Origin of the sequence: Bacteroides sp. 4_1_36 (assembly GCF_003466325.1) — a bacterium.
GTDB lineage: Bacteria > Bacteroidota > Bacteroidia > Bacteroidales > Bacteroidaceae > Bacteroides > Bacteroides uniformis.
This window is the reverse complement of record NZ_QSOX01000005.1, coordinates 45,996-62,595: the sequence shown is the minus strand read 5'-3', so window position 1 is coordinate 62,595 and position 16,600 is coordinate 45,996. Positions and strand designations below refer to the sequence as shown.

Here is a 16,600-nt window from a genome sequence, read left to right as displayed (position 1 = left end):
TGATAACTTTTTGGGAAATATTTTTGTTAGCTGTGATAGAGGTTGTAATTTTAGGCTCTCAATAGAAAGGATATATATGCAAGATTTTGTTCATTTACATGTCCATACCCAATACTCTCTTCTGGATGGTCAGGCAAGTGTCAGCAGGCTGGTTGACAAGGCCATGAAGGATGGTATGAAAGGCATTGCCGTGACCGACCATGGAAATATGTTCGGTATCAAGGAGTTCACCAACTATGTCAACAAGAAGAACAGCGGGCCAAAGGGGGAGATAAAGGACCTCAAGAAAAGGATTGCCGGTATTGAAAGCGGTGAGATAGAGTGTGAAGACAAGGAAGCGGAGATTGCCGATTGTCGTGCCAAGATGGCAGAAGCGGAAAGCAAGCTGTTCAAGCCGATTGTAGGCTGTGAAATGTATGTGGCCCGCCGAACCATGGATAAGAAGGAGGGGAAGCCGGACCAGAGTGGCTATCACCTGATTGTGCTGGCAAAGAATGAGAAGGGGTATCACAATCTGATAAAACTTGTATCGCATGCCTGGACAAGGGGATACTATATGCGTCCGCGTACAGACCGCAGTGAACTGGAAAAGTACCATGAGGGGCTGATTGTCTGCTCGGCTTGTATCGGTGGCGAGGTTCCTAAGAAGATTATCAATGACCAGCTGGAAGAGGCAGAAGAAGCTGTACGCTGGTATAAGAATCTGTTTGGCGATGATTACTATCTGGAGCTTCAGCGCCATAAAGCCACTGTTCCCCGTGCCAACCACGAAGCCTATCCGCTTCAGCAGAAGGCGAATGCCAAGTTGCTGGAGCTTGCCCGGAAATATGACATTAAGGTTATCTGCTCTAATGACGTCCACTTTGTGGATGAAGAGAATGCGGAAGCGCACGACCGCCTGATTTGTCTGAGCACGGGTAAAGATCTGGATGACCCTACCCGAATGCTTTATACCAAGCAGGAATGGATGAAGACAAAGGCTGAGATGAACGCCTTGTTTGAGGATGTTCCCGAAGCCTTGTCCAATACCTTGGAGATTTTGGACAAGGTGGAATATTATTCCATCGACCACGCTCCTATTATGCCTACGTTTGCTATTCCGGAAGATTTCGGAACGGAAGAGGGCTATCGGCAGAAATATACCGAAAAGGACTTATTTGATGAGTTTACCCAGGATGAAAACGGCAAGGTGGTGCTGGATGAGGATGCCGCCAATGCCAAGATAAAGCGTCTGGGGGGCTACGACAAGCTGTACCGTATCAAGCTGGAAGCCGACTATCTGGCAAAATTGGCATTCGACGGTGCTAAAAAACTGTACGGTGATCCCTTGTCCGACGAGGTGAAGGAACGTCTGGTCTTTGAGCTGTACATCATGAAGACGATGGGTTTCCCGGGATACTTCTTGATTGTGCAGGACTTTATCAATGCCGCCCGCACACAGCTGGGCGTTTCGGTAGGACCGGGACGTGGTTCGGCTGCCGGCTCGGCGGTGGCCTATTGCTTGGGCATCACGAAAATAGACCCGATTCAATACGACCTTCTGTTCGAGCGTTTCTTGAATCCCGACCGTATCTCTTTGCCTGATATCGATGTGGACTTCGATGATGACGGGCGTGGAGAAGTGCTCCGCTGGGTGACGGAGAAGTACGGGCAAGAGAAGGTGGCGCACATCATTACATATGGCACGATGGCGACCAAGATGGCCATCAAGGACGTGGCGCGCGTGCAGAAACTGCCTTTGAGCGAATCGGACCGTCTGTGCAAGCTCGTGCCGGATAAGATTCCCGACAAGAAACTCAACCTGCCCAATGCCATTGCCTACGTGCCCGAATTGCAGGCTGCGGAGGCTTCGCCCGATCCCCTGGTGCGCGATACGATGAAATATGCCAAGATGCTGGAAGGTAATGTACGCGGTACGGGTGTGCATGCCTGCGGTACTATTATTTGCCGTGACGACATCACGGATTGGGTACCCGTCAGCACGGCGGATGATAAGGAGACGGGCGAGAAGATGCTCGTTACCCAATACGAAGGTTCCGTCATCGAAGATACGGGACTTATCAAGATGGACTTCCTCGGACTGAAAACCTTGTCCATCATTAAGGAAGCCGTTGCCAATGTACGTCTGCACCGCGGCTTGGAACTCGACATCGACAAGATATCCATTTCCGACCCTGCTACCTATAAACTCTATTGCGACGGCCGCACCATCGGTACGTTCCAGTTTGAATCGGCCGGTATGCAGAAATATCTGCGTGAGTTGCAACCGAGCACTTTCGAGGATTTGATTGCCATGAATGCCCTCTACCGTCCGGGTCCTATGGATTATATCCCCGACTTCATCGACCGTAAGTGGGGACGCAAGCCCATCGAGTATGACATCCCCATCATGGAGAAGTATCTGAAGGATACCTACGGCATTACGGTCTACCAGGAGCAGGTCATGCTTCTGTCGCGTTTGCTGGCGGACTTCACCCGTGGTGAGTCCGATGCCTTGCGTAAGGCGATGGGTAAGAAACTGCGTGACAAGCTGGACCACATGAAGCCGAAATTCATTTCGGGTGGACAAAAGAACGGCCACGACCCGAAAGTGCTTGAGAAAATCTGGGCCGACTGGGAAAAGTTTGCGTCCTATGCCTTCAACAAGTCACATGCCACTTGCTATTCGTGGGTGGCCTATCAGACGGCTTTCCTCAAGGCCAACTATCCGGCCGAATACATGGCGGCGGTCATGAGCCGAAGTTTGGCGAATATTACCGATATAACCAAACTGATGGATGAATGCAAGGCAATGGGCATCAATACATTGGGGCCGGATGTGAATGAAAGTAACCTGAAGTTCACCGTGAACAAGGAAGGCAATATCCGTTTTGGTCTTGGCGCGGTGAAAGGGGTAGGCGAGGGTGCTGTGCAGAGCATCATGGAGGAACGCGAGAAGAATGGTCCTTTCAAGGGTATATTTGATTTTGTGCAGCGTGTCAATCTGACAGCCTGCAACAAGAAGAATCTGGAATGTCTTGCTTTGGCGGGCGGGTTCGACAGCTTCCCGGAGCTGAAGCGAGAGCAGTATTTTGCCGTAAATTCCAAGAACGAGGTCTTCCTCGAAACCTTGGTGCGGTATGGTAACCGTTACCAGGCCGACCAGGCTGCGGCTGCAAACTCCTTGTTCGGCGGTGAGAATGTGGTGGATATCGCCACTCCGGAAATACCGGTAGCGGAACGTTGGAGCGACCTCGACCGTTTGAACCGGGAGCGCGATTTGGTAGGTATCTATCTGTCCGCACACCCGTTGGATGAGTATTCCGTAGTTCTGGAGCATGTTTGCAACACTCACATGACAGAGCTGGAAGATAAGACGGCACTTGTGGGACGCGAAATAACAATGGGTGGCATCGTGACCGCCGTGCGTCGCGGTATCAGCAAAAATGGAAATCCTTACGGCATAGCCAAGATTGAAGACTATTCCGGTTCGGCAGAGCTTCCTTTCTTCGGAAATGATTGGGTGACCTATCAGGGGTATCTGGGTGAACGTACCTTCTTGTTCATCAAAGCCCGTTGCCAGCCCAAGCAATGGCGGCAGGATGAGTTGGAGCTGAAGATAACCTCCATGGAACTGTTGCCTGACGTCAAGGAGAAACTGATTGAGAAGATAACCATTCTCATTCCGCTGAGTGTGCTGAACAAGGCTTTGATAACTGAACTGGCAGAACTGACCAAGGAACGTCCGGGCAGTACGGAGCTTTATTTCAAAGTCAGAGATGAGGATAGCAAGATGACGGTCGATTTGATTTCCCGTCCCGTGAAGCTTTCCGTGGGGCGTGAACTGATTACTTATTTAAAAGAGCGTCCGGACCTTGAGTTCAGGATTAATTAGTTATCTTTGTTGGAAAACGAAGATAGGCTGCACCTCGGCATAAAAAATGAACAAGTTCATTTTGTTTTGCATTCGGTTTGCACTATCTTTGCTTCGAAAGCGAAGGTTGATAAAACGCAATTGACAGTAAATTAATAATTATAGTTGACATTTAATATTAAAAGAAATGGCTTTAGAAATTACAGACAGCAATTTTCAAGAAATCCTGGCAGAGGGAAAGCCGGTCGTTATGGATTTCTGGGCACCTTGGTGCGGCCCTTGTAAGATGGTGGGACCAATCATCGATGAATTGGCTACTGAATATGAAGGAAAGGTGATTATTGGCAAATGTGACGTGGATGAGAACGGTGATGTGGCTGCCGAATATGGTATACGCAACATCCCTACAGTCTTGTTCTTCAAGAATGGAGAGCTGGTGGACAAGCAGGTAGGTTCTGCTCCGAAATCTGCTTACGTGGCCAAGATAGAAGCGATATTATAAGGTACTATTTGACGATTTACGATTTACCCTTTCGGCATCATGGCGCAGCTAAATAGTAAATAGTAAATCGTCAAATAGTCAATAACATTAACCCTTTAAGCAATAGTAAGTATGGGAATGGAAGACGATTTTTTGCAGAATGATGTCGATGATGAAAAGACCATCGAGTACATCAAGAATTATTTGCCGCAGGAGTTGAAAGAGAAGTTCTCTGACGACGAGTTCTATTATTTTCTCGATTTGATTGACGAGTACTATTCCGAGAGCGGCATCCTTGATGCACAGCCGGATGCGGATGGGTACATCGAGATTGATTTGGGGAAAATCGTGGACTATATTGTCAAGGAAGCCCATAAGGATGAGATGGGTGACTATGATCCGGAAGAAATCCTTTTCATCGTACAAGGTGAGATGGAATATACGGAATCTTTGGACGAAGAATAGTCTGTATCAAAAGTATAGGAAAATCGCGGATGGGCATGGCTTCATCCGCGATTTTTTGTTTTTATGTGACCGGTGGCGTATTCAGAAAAAAGAAGATGGACGTGCCGATGAGAATGACACCCAATACACCGTAGAACAGGCGGGCTTGTCGCCGCCCTACATTTTGTACGATAAACTGGGTGTTTCGGGCAGTAAAGAACCAGTTCCAGTCCAATATGGCTGCCAGCAAGGCGATGATGCCTGCGACGGCGAAAATCCCTTGAACGATGTATTGGCTCATCAGAAATAAGAATTAAGAATTAAAAATTAAAGCGGGGGAAAAGCATGCCTTATTATTCAAAGCTCTCTAACGTGACTTCCCGCTCTCCGTTCTCCACTTCTTCGATGGTGACCTTGATGGTGTTGCCCGGCAAGAGTTCCTCTACCAGCTCCGGCCATTCTATGAAGCAGAGGGCGCCGCTGTAGAAGTAATCTTCGTAACCCATGTCATACACTTCTTCCAGTTTCTTGATGCGGTAGAAGTCGAAATGGTAAATCAGTTCGCCGGCAGTGTCGGAACGGTATTCGTTGACAATGGCGAAGGTAGGGGAGGTGATGACGTCGGAAACGCCCAACTCCTCGCAAACGGCTTTGATGAAAGTTGTCTTGCCCGCCCCCATTTTTCCGTAAAGAGCGAAGACGGTATTATCACCCATTTCAGCGATGAACTGGCGGGCGGCTTCGTGAATCTGGTCTAATGACTGAATTTTGATTTCCATTGTGTCTTTTGATTTAGCGTTGCAAATATAGCCAAAAACTTTTTCCTGTCTTGCAAATGGCATAGATAATGATGGAAAAGAATATGATGGATGCACCCGAGGGGACATTCAAGTAGAAAGAAATCATCAGCCCGCCCAGGCAACTGAGGTAACCGATGCCGATGGAAAGCCAGATGATGCGGTGGAACCGGTGCGAGAACAAGTTGGCGGTCATCTGCGGAACGGTGAGCAGCGAAATGACCAGCACGATGCCCACCATGCGCAGGCATGCCACGATGGTCAGCGCAATGAACATCATCAGTACATATTCGAATACCTGCACCGGAATACCTTGCGAGCGGGCAAACTCCCGGTCGAAGGCTACGTAGATGATGGGATGGAGATACAGCGCGAAAAACAGTATCAGCAGCAGGGCAAGCCCTCCCAATAGAGCGATGTCGCTCCAGGTAATCGTGAGAATGTTGCCGAAGAGATAGGCGGACAAGTCGGGTGCGAATCCCGGCGAGAGGAAAGTGAACATGATGCCCAGTGCCATGCCCAATGTCCAGAATACGGCAATGGCGGAGTCTTCCCGCATGTCCTTCCGTTTGCTGAGCCACTCTACACCGAAAGCGGACAAGACTGCAAACAAGGCTGCCGACAGAATGGGGGAAATGCCGGTATACAATCCCAGGCCGATACCGCCAAAAGATGCATGCGTCAATCCGCCGCTGATGAACACTAGTCTCCGGGTGACGATGTATGTGCCTATCAGCCCGCAAGCAATGCTTGCCAGCAGACTGCCGATGAGGGCATGTTGGAAAAAAGTGTATTGCAGTAGCTCCATTTATTCAATTAAAAATTAAGAATTAAAAATTAAAAGTTGGATGTGGAGTGTTAGGAATGGGGGGTGAGACGGCGTTCGCCGATGATGAGGAACACTTCATCCTTGATGTTGTCCGGCAAGGCTATGCCACGCAGTTGCAGGCTGCGCACCCATCCGGCTACGTCCGTGTCTTGCATGGTGTAGAACACGTCGCGGAACTCGTCTTCCTGCTCGGGAGTATAGGCATCGGGAGCGGTGCCGATGTATTTGTCCAGTTCTTCGTCATCGTAATATTCTATTTGCTTGCTGACGGCTGCCAGCAGGCTGTCACGTTCGCAGATTTCATGCTGTCCGCAGCACTCGGCATCCACTTCCTGCACTTCGGGCATGGCGTCCAGTTCGCCGCGGTCTATCTTCTTCTGCAGTTTCCGGTTGCGTATAATTCCGGCTGTGGCTGCCACGAGGGCAAGGGCAATCAGGCTAATAATCAATATCCACATGGGCTTCCTTTTCTTGAAAAACATGTTCCATTAATAGAACGGACAAAGATACATATTGTTTTGTACACGACAAAATAATGCTTCAGATTGCAGGTAGGTAGATTACTTCCACCCGACGCAGGCATTACTTGCTTGGAACGTAGTGTAAAACTACTTTGGATACATCCTAATCTTAGAATGTATCCTTTATTTCTAAGAATAAAGGTTATATTCTTAAGAATAAAGGCTGTATTTCTAAGAATAAAAGCTTTATTCTAAGATTGCATTGCATTTTGGCAGACTTTAAATCCCGCCTTTTGCAAGTCTTCCCAGTAAGCAGGGTAAGATTTGGTAACGACCTGTGGTTCATCTATCTGTATTTGGGGCAGTACAAGGCAGGCGGGGGCAAATGCCATGGCCATACGGTGGTCTTCGTAGGTGGCGATGACGGGGTCAGCGTCTGCCGGGCAGCGTTCGCCATCCCACAACAAGATGCTGTCTTGCTCGGAGCGCACGACGTAACCCAGTTTACGCAGTTCCGTAATGAGGGCGGTGATACGGTCGGTCTCCTTTATTTTAAGGCTTTGCAGTCCGGTGAAGCGGAAAGGGATGTCCATCAGGCAGCAGGTGACGACAAAGGTCTGCGCCAGGTCCGGGATGTCCACCATGTCTTCGTCGAGACGGGTGGCGGGAGTACCCTTCCGGGTCAGTTTTACTCCCCGGTCTGTATATTCGGTATGGACGCCGAGGCGGGTAAAGACTTCCGCGCCGCGGCTGTCGCCTTGATAGCTGTGGGCGAAGAGACCGAGCAGTTCGATTTCTGCCGTGTGCGCTTCTTCCTTCGTGCTGTCTTCACTTTCTTTTGCGCTACTTCTGTCTCCCCCTTTTATTTTTTCATTTTTAATTCCTTCTATTGCCATCATCTGATACCAGTAAGAGGCGGCGCTCCAATCGCTTTCTACGGTGAAAGGGGTATCCGTGTATCCGCCGGGGCTGACGGTGATGCAATCTTCGGAGACCCAGTCGGCTTGGGCGCCGAAGTCGCGCATCAGTTGCAGGGTCAGGTTGATGTAGGGGCGGGAGATGATGTCACCCGTCAAGTGCAGGCGCAGGCCTTTGGGAAGGACGGTACCAATCATCAGCAGGGCGGATATGTATTGTGAGCTGACATTGCCGGCGAGGGATATTTCGCTGCCGGTCAGTTCTGTTCCGGTGATGCGCAAGGGAGGGAACCCTTCATTTCCGACGTATTCTATGCGGGCGCCGAGCTCTCGCAGGGCGTCTACCAGTATGCGGATGGGGCGTTGCTGCATGCGTTGCGTACCGGTGATGATTCGGGTGCCAGGAGTTACGCTGAGGTAGGCGGTGAGGAAACGCATGGCGGTGCCGGCGGCAAGGATATCTATATGTCCGGGATTTCCGTCGAGGGCGCGAGTCATCACTATGGTGTCGTCACAATCGCTCAGATTGCGGGGCAGGATATTGCCGTGGGCAAGGGAGTGGAGGATGAGTGCCCGGTTACTGATACTTTTGGATGCCGGGAGCTGTATGGCTGCGTGCAGTGAGGCAGGAGCGGAAACGGTATATCGCATGGTCGTATTTGTTAAGTTACGGTGGTAAGGAGTTTTTTTATTGTCACTGCAAAAGTAGGATAAATCTTTGGGAAATGGAAAAAAGGAAACTTGTTTCTGTGGTTTCAATCTTTCGTTTATCTTTGCGGAGGTAAGTCCTGCTATCGGGACGGATAGATATAATTAAGCATCATTCTTATGGAAATAGATTTAACCACCCCCGCCTTGCTGTTTTCGGCCATATCGCTGATTATGCTGGCCTATACCAACCGTTTCTTGTCCTATGCCCAACTGGTGCGCACCTTGAAGGAACAGTACATGGAGAACCCGTCTTCGGTGAAGGCGGCGCAGATTGCCAACCTGAGGAAGCGGCTCTACCTGACGCGTGCCATGCAGGTGGCGGGCATCGGCAGCCTGCTGCTGTGCGTGGTCAGCATGTTCTTTGTCTATATCCGTCTCCATCTGCTTTCGGCCTATATCTTCGGTTTGGCGCTGATATTGCTGATTATTTCGCTGGCCATATCGGTGTACGAAATATATATATCGGTGAAGTCTTTGGAGATACATCTCAACGATATGCACGAGTAGAGGCTCTACGGGATGATGTTCCGTACGGGGAGTTCCAGTTCTCCCCAGTCAATCATGGCATTGAACAGCCTGACAGTAGAGAATGAAGGCAAGTCTTCCGGTCTGATATCTTTTTCCTGCAAGATTCCTTCTTCCAGCAAGGCTGCCCGTTTGGTCCCTTTCAGCAGGGGATGTGCCGGCGTGTACCAGTGGGTACCGTCGGAAAGGGCGATGTTGGCGATGGAGGTGTCTGTCAGCAGGCCTTGTTTCACAATCAGAATGTCGTCGCATGCGCCGCGCAGGGCAAAGAGGCAGTTCAGCGGTTCGCGTCCGGCGCTTTTGTAGGTGTAGTCGATGGTATCGGCCTGCATCAGTGCCAGCGAATGCACGTGCCGCACGGCGTAGGGGGAGTAGCTGAGGTCTTCAATACCTTTTTCACCATACACTACGCGTGCCTTGACGATGCCCGCCCCGGTGATGCCTGCTCCACAGCCGGGAGACGACAGATAATCGGACAGTTGCAGCGGTGTGCTTTCCGGCCAGAAGTGGGCGCGGGTATCGTTCAGCCTCCGGTTGTGGCGGGAAAGGTTGCAGACCCTTCCGTGGTCGATGCGTATGGTTTCAATAAATAGGCACATATATTTTCTGTATTACTTCGTTGTATTCGCTTTCCCACCGGCTTTTGGCGGTGATGCCGCCTCCTGCCTTGAAGTGGAGCTGGCCGTTTTCCTGCTCGATGAAGCGTATCATGACAGCGCTGTCCAGCTGTCCGTCGGCATAATGCCCCATGATGCCGGTGTAGAAGCCCCGGCGGTAGTCTTCGGCCTGGGCGATGATTTCTACGGTTTTGGGCTTGGGGGCGCCGGTGATGGAGCCGGCAGGAAGCAGGCGGAAGATGATGTCGCCCAGGTGTGCGGTGTAGTCTTCGGGCAGGGTGCCGCATATCTCGGAGCTGGTCTGGAGGATGGGGCCCTTATTGGTTTGCAGGCGGTCTATATAGCGGTAGGAGGTCACTTCGACGTGTTCCGAAACCATGCTGAGGTCGTTGCGTATCAGGTCGACGATGGTGGCGTGCTCGGCTGCCTCTTTGGTGTCCTGCATCAAGAGCTGTTCCGCATCGGGCAGGGTGGCGTCGATGGTGCCTTTCATGGGGAAGGACTTTATCTTGCCCTTCTCTATGCGGACAAAGATTTCGGGGGAGAAGCAGACGAACCGGTCTTTCAGCCACAGCTTGTACAAGGCTTCGGAGTGGAGGAATATTTCTTCCATTGTCAGATTGGTGGTGACGGGTACTCGGCAAGTGAGGTTCGTCAGGTAGCTGTTGCCTGCCAGCAGGTTTTGCTTCACGAGGTCGAACGAATGTCTGTATGCGGCGGGGGAAGGGGGAGTGATGTCCCACTGGATAGGGCCGGCGCATCGGGCGGCTGTGCTTCTGGCAAGGGCTGTTGCAGCCGCCCCCGCGTTGCCTGCCTTCGGGAATTGGAAAAGGCAGGTGGCGGGGTCTATCCGGTCGAGGGGCTCGATGTGCGACTGCTCTTGCGCGTAGTCTACGATGAAGAGGAAGGGCACATTGGCTCCGGCCAGTGTGTTCATGCGGGCGATGGTTTCTGTCCGGCTGTACGTCTTCATGCGTCAATAGACTGCGGAGGCTATCACCTGGATTATCAGAATGAGGAACACCATGGCAATGGGATATACCGTGGCATAGGCCACGCTCGGTATGTTGCTGTCCGTCATGGAGTCGGCGGCGGCAAGGCCGGGCGTACTGGTCATGCCGCCGGTGATGGTGCCCAGCAGGTCGAGAATGTTTATCTTGAACACGAACAGGCCTACGCATACTGCCACCAGCATGGGCACCAGCGTGATGGCGGCGCCTACGCCGAACAAGAGCCAGCCGCTTTCCTGGAACGTGGCCATCAGATTCCGTCCTGCCGATGTCCCTACTTCGGCAAGGAAGAGCAGCAGTCCCAGCTGGCGCAGCAGTTGGTTGGCAGGGCCGGACATGGACCACAGAATGGGGCCGGTCTTTCCGATGGCGCTCAGGAACAAGGCGACCATCAGGATGCCTCCCGTCAGTCCCGGAGAGAACGACAGACTGTCCGAGAAGGAGATGTTGAGCTTGCCGAAGAGCACGCCCAGCACGATGCCCAGGGCGATGGGGAAGAAGTCGGTGTCGGACAGTTGCTTGGTGTCGTTGCCCAGCAGGCGTGCCACTCCCTTGATGCCGTCCTTCTCGCCCACCACCATCAGCTTGTCGCCGAATTTCAGGGCGAGGTCGGGCGAGGGGGAGAGGTCGATGCCGCTTCGGCGGATGCGGGTGACGGTGCAGCCGAAGTTCTTCATCAGGTTGAGGTCGCCCAGCTGCTTGTTTATCATATCCTTCTTGGTGAGCAGCAGGGATTCAATCTCCTGCATGTCTACGAGTGGCAGTTCGCCTTCTTCGCGTTCGCCCACGAGGACGGCGAGCTGGTTTAAGGCCTCTTCGCTACCCACGGCTTGTATGTAGTCTCCCTCGTGCAGGATGGTCTGGGCGGTGGGGATGGCTATCTGCTCGTTGTGCTTGTGGCGTGAGATGACGGCTCCGGTCATGGCGCGCGCATTGATTTGCATCAGGCTCCGGTCGAAGACGTCGGGGTTGGTTACGCGGAACAGACAGGTTGTCAGTTCCGGGAACTGGCTGCGGCGTTCCTTCTCCAACCGGCGCGCCTCCTTGTCGAGGTCGATGCGCATGATACGGGGCAGCAGCTTAACGAAGAGAATCACGCCGATAACGCCGAAAGGATAGGCAATACCGTAAGCGATGGATGCCAGTGGGGAATGGGTGCTGTCAATGGCAACGGCGAGTCCCGGCGTACTGGTCAGGGCACCGGCTATCAGTCCCACGACACTGGGAGTATCGATGTCGAAGGCATATTTCAGTCCTACTGCCGTCAGGGCGGCGGAGCAGATGATGAGCAGGGTGATGATGATAAGCGTCTTGCCCTTGCTCCGGAAGGAGTCGAAAAATCCGGGACCGGCCTGGATGCCGATGGTGAAGATGAAGAGCACCAGTCCGAAGTTTCCTAATTCTTTGGGGATGATGACACCGAAGTGTCCGAACAGCAGGGCAATGAAGATGACGGCGGAGACGTCGAGCGAAAGCCCTTTAATCTTGATTCTTCCCAACATGAAGCCTAAAGCCACAATGAGAAAGAGCGCGAAATAGGAGGAGTTTAACAAGTCAGCAAACATAATCAGTTAAAGAGTTAGGAATTTATGTCACAAAGATAGTGCAAAAAAGTGAGATAGAAAAAGTCTTGCTTCCTTGTGGCATATAAAAAAAGATGATGTGCCATCAACCGTTTTGACACATCATCTTAATATATATATCGGCCTATATGACCGGTATTCCTGCGTGGGGCAGGGCGGTACTTATTTTTCGAGTTCCTTCAGCAGTTCCTCTACGGCAGCTTTCAGCTGTGTGTCTTCTCCCTTCACGATGGTCTCGGGTGAATTGGCTACTTTGATGTCCGGCTCCAGCTGCGAGTTCTCCAGATAGCTGCCGTCCGACAGGCGGTAGCCCACGACGGGGATGCCGAATACCAATGACGGGTCTTGCAGGCGTTCCCACGACACGCTGGTCATGGTTCCCGGCACGGGCATGCCTACCAGCTTGCCCAGTCCGCGGTGGCTGTAAACCCACGGCGTGCCGTGCGCATTGGAGTAGTTGGCCTCGCACATCACCATGATGGAGGGTTTGTTCCAGCGGCGGCTGGGCATGTCGCACGTCTCGCGACCGCGCACCACTTGGGTGAAGTATTTTTGTCCACTGAAAAGTATTTCTATATCCTCGTGCAAGCGTCCACCGCCATTGAAACGGGTGTCGATGACGATGCCTTCGCGGTTGTTGTATTTTCCCAGGATGTCCGAGTAGACGGAACGGAAACTGTCGTCTCCCATAGACTCGATGTGCACGTAACCCAATCGGCCACCCGACCATCGGTCAACGTCTGCCGCACGCTGTTTCACCCAGCGGCTGTAGAGTAAATCGCTGAACGCACCGTTCGTAATGGGGATAATGACCTCTTCCCAGTGCTCCTTGGTCTGCGGGTCGAAGAGAGAAACAAGTGTTTTCTTCCGTGCCTTGTTGTTGAGCAGCGTGTAATAGTCCGCATCGGGGGTGATTTCCACGCCGTCTATCTTTTCGATGACTGTGCCGGCTTTCACCCGGGTGTTGGCTGTGTCGAAGGGGCCTTTCTCCACTACTTCGGCAATGAGCATGCCCTTGCCCGTGTAGTTCCAGTCGAAGAACAGTCCCAGGCTGGCAGTAGGTTCGGATTGCCCTTTGGGATAGAAACGGCCGCCGGTGTGAGATACGTTCAGCTCGCCCAGCCATTCGCTCAGCAGTTCGGCAAAGTCATAATTGTTGTCGATATGGGGCAGGAAGCGGCGATAGGCGGCGGTCATCTTGTCCCAGTCCACTCCGTGCATATTGGTATTGTAGAATCGCTTCTGCTGTTGGCGGTACACGTGGTCGAACATGTATTCGCGCTCCGCAGCCAGGTCCATCTTGGCATCTACCTGGAAGGTGATGGGGGTCAGCGCGTCGGATGAAGTGTCCATTTTCTGCATCTTGTGGCTACCCAGCAGGAAGAGGCTCTTGCCGTCCTTGTCCAGCTGCATGTCCGCCCATCCGGCATCCATCTTGTGCAGCAGGCGGGTCTCTTTCTTGCGCAGATTCATCTTCCAGAGGTCGTAGCCGCCTTCGAAGGCTGCCAGGTAGTAGAGTGTCTCGCCATCCTTGGAGATGATGGTGCTGCCCATGTCGGAAGAATTCGGGGTGAGGCGCACCACACGGTCTTCGATGCCTTTCAGCTCTACGACGATGTCTTTCGGCTGGTCATCTTTTTCGTCAGCATTGCTGTCTTTCTTGTCGTCTTTCTTCTTTTTATCCTTGTTTTTGTCTTGGGGGGTGTCTTTTCCGGCAGACTTCTTTTGTTCCTTCTCCAGCTCCTTGCGCAGTTCGTAGTCTTCTTTGCTCAGGCAGTATTTGTCGTAGGCGTCTTGGTTGAGGAAGACGAGCATGGCGTCGTTCAGCGAGCCCCATGAGGCATGGGCACGCATGCCGTAGCGTTCGGTGGTGAAAAGGATGGCGTTGCCGTCCAGCGCAAAGTGGGGATAGCCGCTCATGTAGCCGCTATTGGTGAGGTTGATGATGTCTTTGCCTCCCTCTGCGCTGACCAGGCCGATGTCGGAGTAGGGGTCGTGCTTGTTACCCGTGAACTCAAGTGTAAACCATTTACCGTCCGGCGACCATGCGTAGTCAAATCCTCCGCCGGTGCTGTACCAGGTGGAGCCGTCCGTAATCTGGCGCACCTTCTTCGTCTCCAGATTGAGCACCATCAGCCGGATGCGGTCTTCGATAAAGGCGAGTTCCTTGCCGTCGGGCGAGAATTGCGGATAGGCACGTTCCACGGTGGTGGAGGGCAGCAGCACTTCTTCTTCAATCAGCGTGGCGTTCGGGAAGTTAGGGTCTTCCTTGCGGGCTATCTTGGCAAGGTAGAGCTGCCAGTTGCCGCCTCGCTCGCTGGCGTAGGCCAGGGTGCGGTTGTCCGTCGCAAAGGAGAGGCCCGCTTCGCGTGCCGGTGTGTGCGTCACCTGCTTGGTAGTGGCATAGTCTGCCGAAGTGACAAAGACTTCTCCGCGCAGCGTGAAGGCAATCTGTTTTCCGTCCGGGGACACAACGGCAGAGGTGGCTCCGTCGGAAGACTGCAGGTTGGCGAATTGCGGCCGGTCATCGCGCACCAGTTCTATGGCGACTTTCTTCGGGGTGGCATCCGGCTGCTGGGTATAGATTTCGCCGTCGTAACTGTAGCACAACGTCCCGCCGTCACTCATGGAGAGGAAGCGCACGGGATGTGTCTTGAAGCTGGTGATGGGCTTCACCTCTCGGGGCTGTGCCAGCGGGAAGGCATACACGTTGAATGAGCCGCCGTTTCTCTCACTCAAAAAGTAAACCGTTCTTCCATCGGGTGACAACACCGGGTTGCGGTCTTCGCCCGCGCGGTCGGTGAGGTTGGTATGGATACCCGTCTTTGCATCATACAGCCAGATGTCGCGGGTGATGGAGGAGGTGTGGTGCTTTCTCCATTCATCTTCAAATCCCTTGCGGTCTTGGTAGAGGAACTGATGGCCCGCCTTGTCGAAGCAGACCGCTTCGGCAGGGGTGCCCAGCACTTGCTCCGTACGCCCTCCCGTTGCAGGTACTTTGTAAAGCTCGGTCATGGCCGAAGTGGGGAAAAGAGCGCTGCTTGCCGGGTCCTGGATGGAGGCGGAAAACAAGATATACTTTCCGTCCGGAGTGAATGTGGAGGGTATCTCACCGGTGGAGTGGGTAGTGAGCCGTTGGGCGGTTCCGCCGTCTGCCGGCATCACGAATACGTCGAAGTTGCCGTATCTGTCGCTGGCAAAGGCAATCTGTTTGCCGTCCGGTGACCATATGGGGGTACATTCGTAGCTCTCTTGGGTAGTAAGCTGTGTGGCGGTTCCACCTTTGGCGGGCACCTTGTAGATGTCTCCTTTGTAGCAGAATGCGATTTCCGTACCGTCGGGAGAGATTTGCACATCGCGCATCCAGAGCGGCGTGGCGGCATGTCCGGCAATGGCAGTAAGGCCTAGTGCAAGGATTGCAAGGGTTTTCTTCATAAGTGTGTGGGTTGATGTTAATTATAGAATGTTTATAAACGTCATGATGCTGTCCACAAGGCAAGGAGCGAGGTACGTCATTTCATACCTCGTGCCTTGTATATCTGTTCTTTGGCATTGTTGATGCTTTGGAACTTCTCTTCTGCGGCTTTCTTGATGTCTTCGCCCAGCGTTGCCACCCGGTCGGGATGGTGTTTCAAGGCTAGGCGGCGGTAAGCGGCACGCACTTCGTCATTGGTGGCAGTGGGTTCAATTTCAAGTACTTTGTAGGCCTCGTTCAGTGAGCTACCGCCTAGGTTAAGCATGGATTCCACTTCCTTGACGGATAGTCCCATGTACATGGCCACTTCTTTCAAGGCTTCTATCTCCTCGTTGCAGACGTGTCCGTCGCTTTTGGCAATTTCTACCAAGAATACCAGCAGTTGCAAGCGTTCCTCGTATGTCAGGTTGGCGGCAATCTGCGTTCCACAGTCACGGATGGTGTTTTTAAATGCCAGTGGGTTTTGTCTGTCCATCTGCTTGCGCTGTTCGAAGAGGTTGAGCAGTATCCGTTCTCCCTCGCCCACGGCAGCCTCACCGAATGTGCTTCTCAGAAAGCGGCGGACGAATTCCATTTCACTATGCATGATGCGCCCGTCTGCACGGATAATGTACGAAGCCATCACGAGCATGGAGAAGAGGAAACTGTTCCGTTGCCCGGTATAGGTAGTGCTGTGCGTTGGTGCTTCTCCATAATAACTGCCTGCGTCATTTGAATCGGTGTCGAACAATGAACCGAATACAAAACCTGCCAAGGCTCCCAGCGGTCCTCCGGCCATGAAGCCGATGATGCCGCCTATCCATTTAGCTGCTCCCATAATTTTTCTTGTTTAAAGTGCAAAAATAGAGATTTCTTACGAGAATTCCAGTAAAAGTGGATGAAGTATTGGGAGATGGG

The 16,600-nt window shown here is 52.5% G+C and carries 14 protein-coding genes; 4 read left to right on the top strand and 10 right to left on the bottom strand.

Annotated features, from left to right (window positions below):
- Positions 1–76: 76 nt before the first annotated feature.
- The 3 genes from dnaE to DXD65_RS07095 all read left to right on the top strand — a co-directional run bounded on the left by dnaE (position 77) and on the right by DXD65_RS07095 (position 4,799).
- The gene (dnaE, locus tag DXD65_RS07105; protein WP_005824197.1) at positions 77–3,874 is read left to right on the top strand and encodes a DNA polymerase III subunit alpha; all 3,798 of its coding nucleotides are present in this window, start codon (positions 77–79) and stop codon (positions 3,872–3,874) included.
- A gap of 166 nt (positions 3,875–4,040) precedes the next feature.
- Positions 4,041–4,355, top strand: coding sequence for a thioredoxin (trxA, locus tag DXD65_RS07100; protein WP_005824191.1), 315 nt, complete (start codon positions 4,041–4,043; stop codon positions 4,353–4,355).
- A gap of 111 nt (positions 4,356–4,466) precedes the next feature.
- Complete coding sequence (locus tag DXD65_RS07095; RefSeq protein ID WP_005824189.1) at positions 4,467–4,799, top strand: hypothetical protein; 333 nt, start codon at positions 4,467–4,469, stop codon at positions 4,797–4,799.
- 61 nt (positions 4,800–4,860) lie between these two features.
- Here the strand turns inward: DXD65_RS07095 and DXD65_RS07090 are convergent, their stop codons facing one another.
- From DXD65_RS07090 to DXD65_RS07070, 5 genes are all read right to left on the bottom strand, one after another.
- Positions 4,861–5,079, bottom strand: a complete 219-nt coding sequence (locus DXD65_RS07090) for an immunity 17 family protein (protein ID WP_005835118.1) — start codon at positions 5,077–5,079, stop codon at positions 4,861–4,863.
- Between the two features lie 52 nt (positions 5,080–5,131).
- Positions 5,132–5,557: a tRNA (adenosine(37)-N6)-threonylcarbamoyltransferase complex ATPase subunit type 1 TsaE gene (gene tsaE / locus DXD65_RS07085; RefSeq protein WP_016274159.1), complete on the bottom strand. Its 426-nt coding sequence runs from the start codon at positions 5,555–5,557 to the stop codon at positions 5,132–5,134.
- Positions 5,558–5,570: 13 nt separating this feature from the next.
- Positions 5,571–6,383 (bottom strand): metal ABC transporter permease, encoded by an 813-nt coding sequence (locus tag DXD65_RS07080; RefSeq protein ID WP_016274158.1) that lies wholly within the window; start codon positions 6,381–6,383, stop codon positions 5,571–5,573.
- A 50-nt stretch (positions 6,384–6,433) separates the two neighbouring features.
- The gene (locus DXD65_RS07075) at positions 6,434–6,862 is read right to left on the bottom strand and encodes a hypothetical protein (protein WP_035450311.1); all 429 of its coding nucleotides are present in this window, start codon (positions 6,860–6,862) and stop codon (positions 6,434–6,436) included.
- 254 nt (positions 6,863–7,116) lie between these two features.
- Complete coding sequence (locus DXD65_RS07070) at positions 7,117–8,433, bottom strand: 3-phosphoshikimate 1-carboxyvinyltransferase (protein ID WP_022402297.1); 1,317 nt, start codon at positions 8,431–8,433, stop codon at positions 7,117–7,119.
- Between the two features lie 177 nt (positions 8,434–8,610).
- On the opposite strand from DXD65_RS07070, the gene DXD65_RS07065 reads away from it, so the two are divergent.
- The gene (locus DXD65_RS07065; RefSeq protein WP_005824170.1) at positions 8,611–9,000 is read left to right on the top strand and encodes a DUF2721 domain-containing protein; all 390 of its coding nucleotides are present in this window, start codon (positions 8,611–8,613) and stop codon (positions 8,998–9,000) included.
- A 5-nt stretch (positions 9,001–9,005) separates the two neighbouring features.
- Here DXD65_RS07065 and DXD65_RS07060 read toward each other — a convergent pair whose 3' ends face one another.
- The 5 genes from DXD65_RS07060 to DXD65_RS07040 form a co-directional block, all read right to left on the bottom strand.
- Positions 9,006–9,617: an aminotransferase class IV family protein gene (locus DXD65_RS07060; RefSeq protein WP_005824168.1), complete on the bottom strand. Its 612-nt coding sequence runs from the start codon at positions 9,615–9,617 to the stop codon at positions 9,006–9,008.
- Positions 9,601–10,608: an aminodeoxychorismate synthase component I gene (locus tag DXD65_RS07055; protein ID WP_117887481.1), complete on the bottom strand. Its 1,008-nt coding sequence runs from the start codon at positions 10,606–10,608 to the stop codon at positions 9,601–9,603. The genes DXD65_RS07060 and DXD65_RS07055 overlap by 17 nt, the downstream gene beginning before the upstream one ends.
- Before the next feature lie 3 nt (positions 10,609–10,611).
- The gene (locus tag DXD65_RS07050; RefSeq protein ID WP_117887480.1) at positions 10,612–12,210 is read right to left on the bottom strand and encodes an aspartate:alanine exchanger family transporter; all 1,599 of its coding nucleotides are present in this window, start codon (positions 12,208–12,210) and stop codon (positions 10,612–10,614) included.
- 180 nt (positions 12,211–12,390) lie between these two features.
- Positions 12,391–15,663: a S41 family peptidase gene (locus DXD65_RS07045; RefSeq protein ID WP_117689242.1), complete on the bottom strand. Its 3,273-nt coding sequence runs from the start codon at positions 15,661–15,663 to the stop codon at positions 12,391–12,393.
- A 77-nt stretch (positions 15,664–15,740) separates the two neighbouring features.
- Positions 15,741–16,520 carry a DnaJ domain-containing protein gene (locus tag DXD65_RS07040; protein ID WP_035450213.1) on the bottom strand — a complete coding sequence of 260 codons (780 nt, stop codon included), beginning with the start codon at positions 16,518–16,520 and terminating at the stop codon, positions 15,741–15,743.
- Positions 16,521–16,600 lie beyond the last annotated feature (80 nt).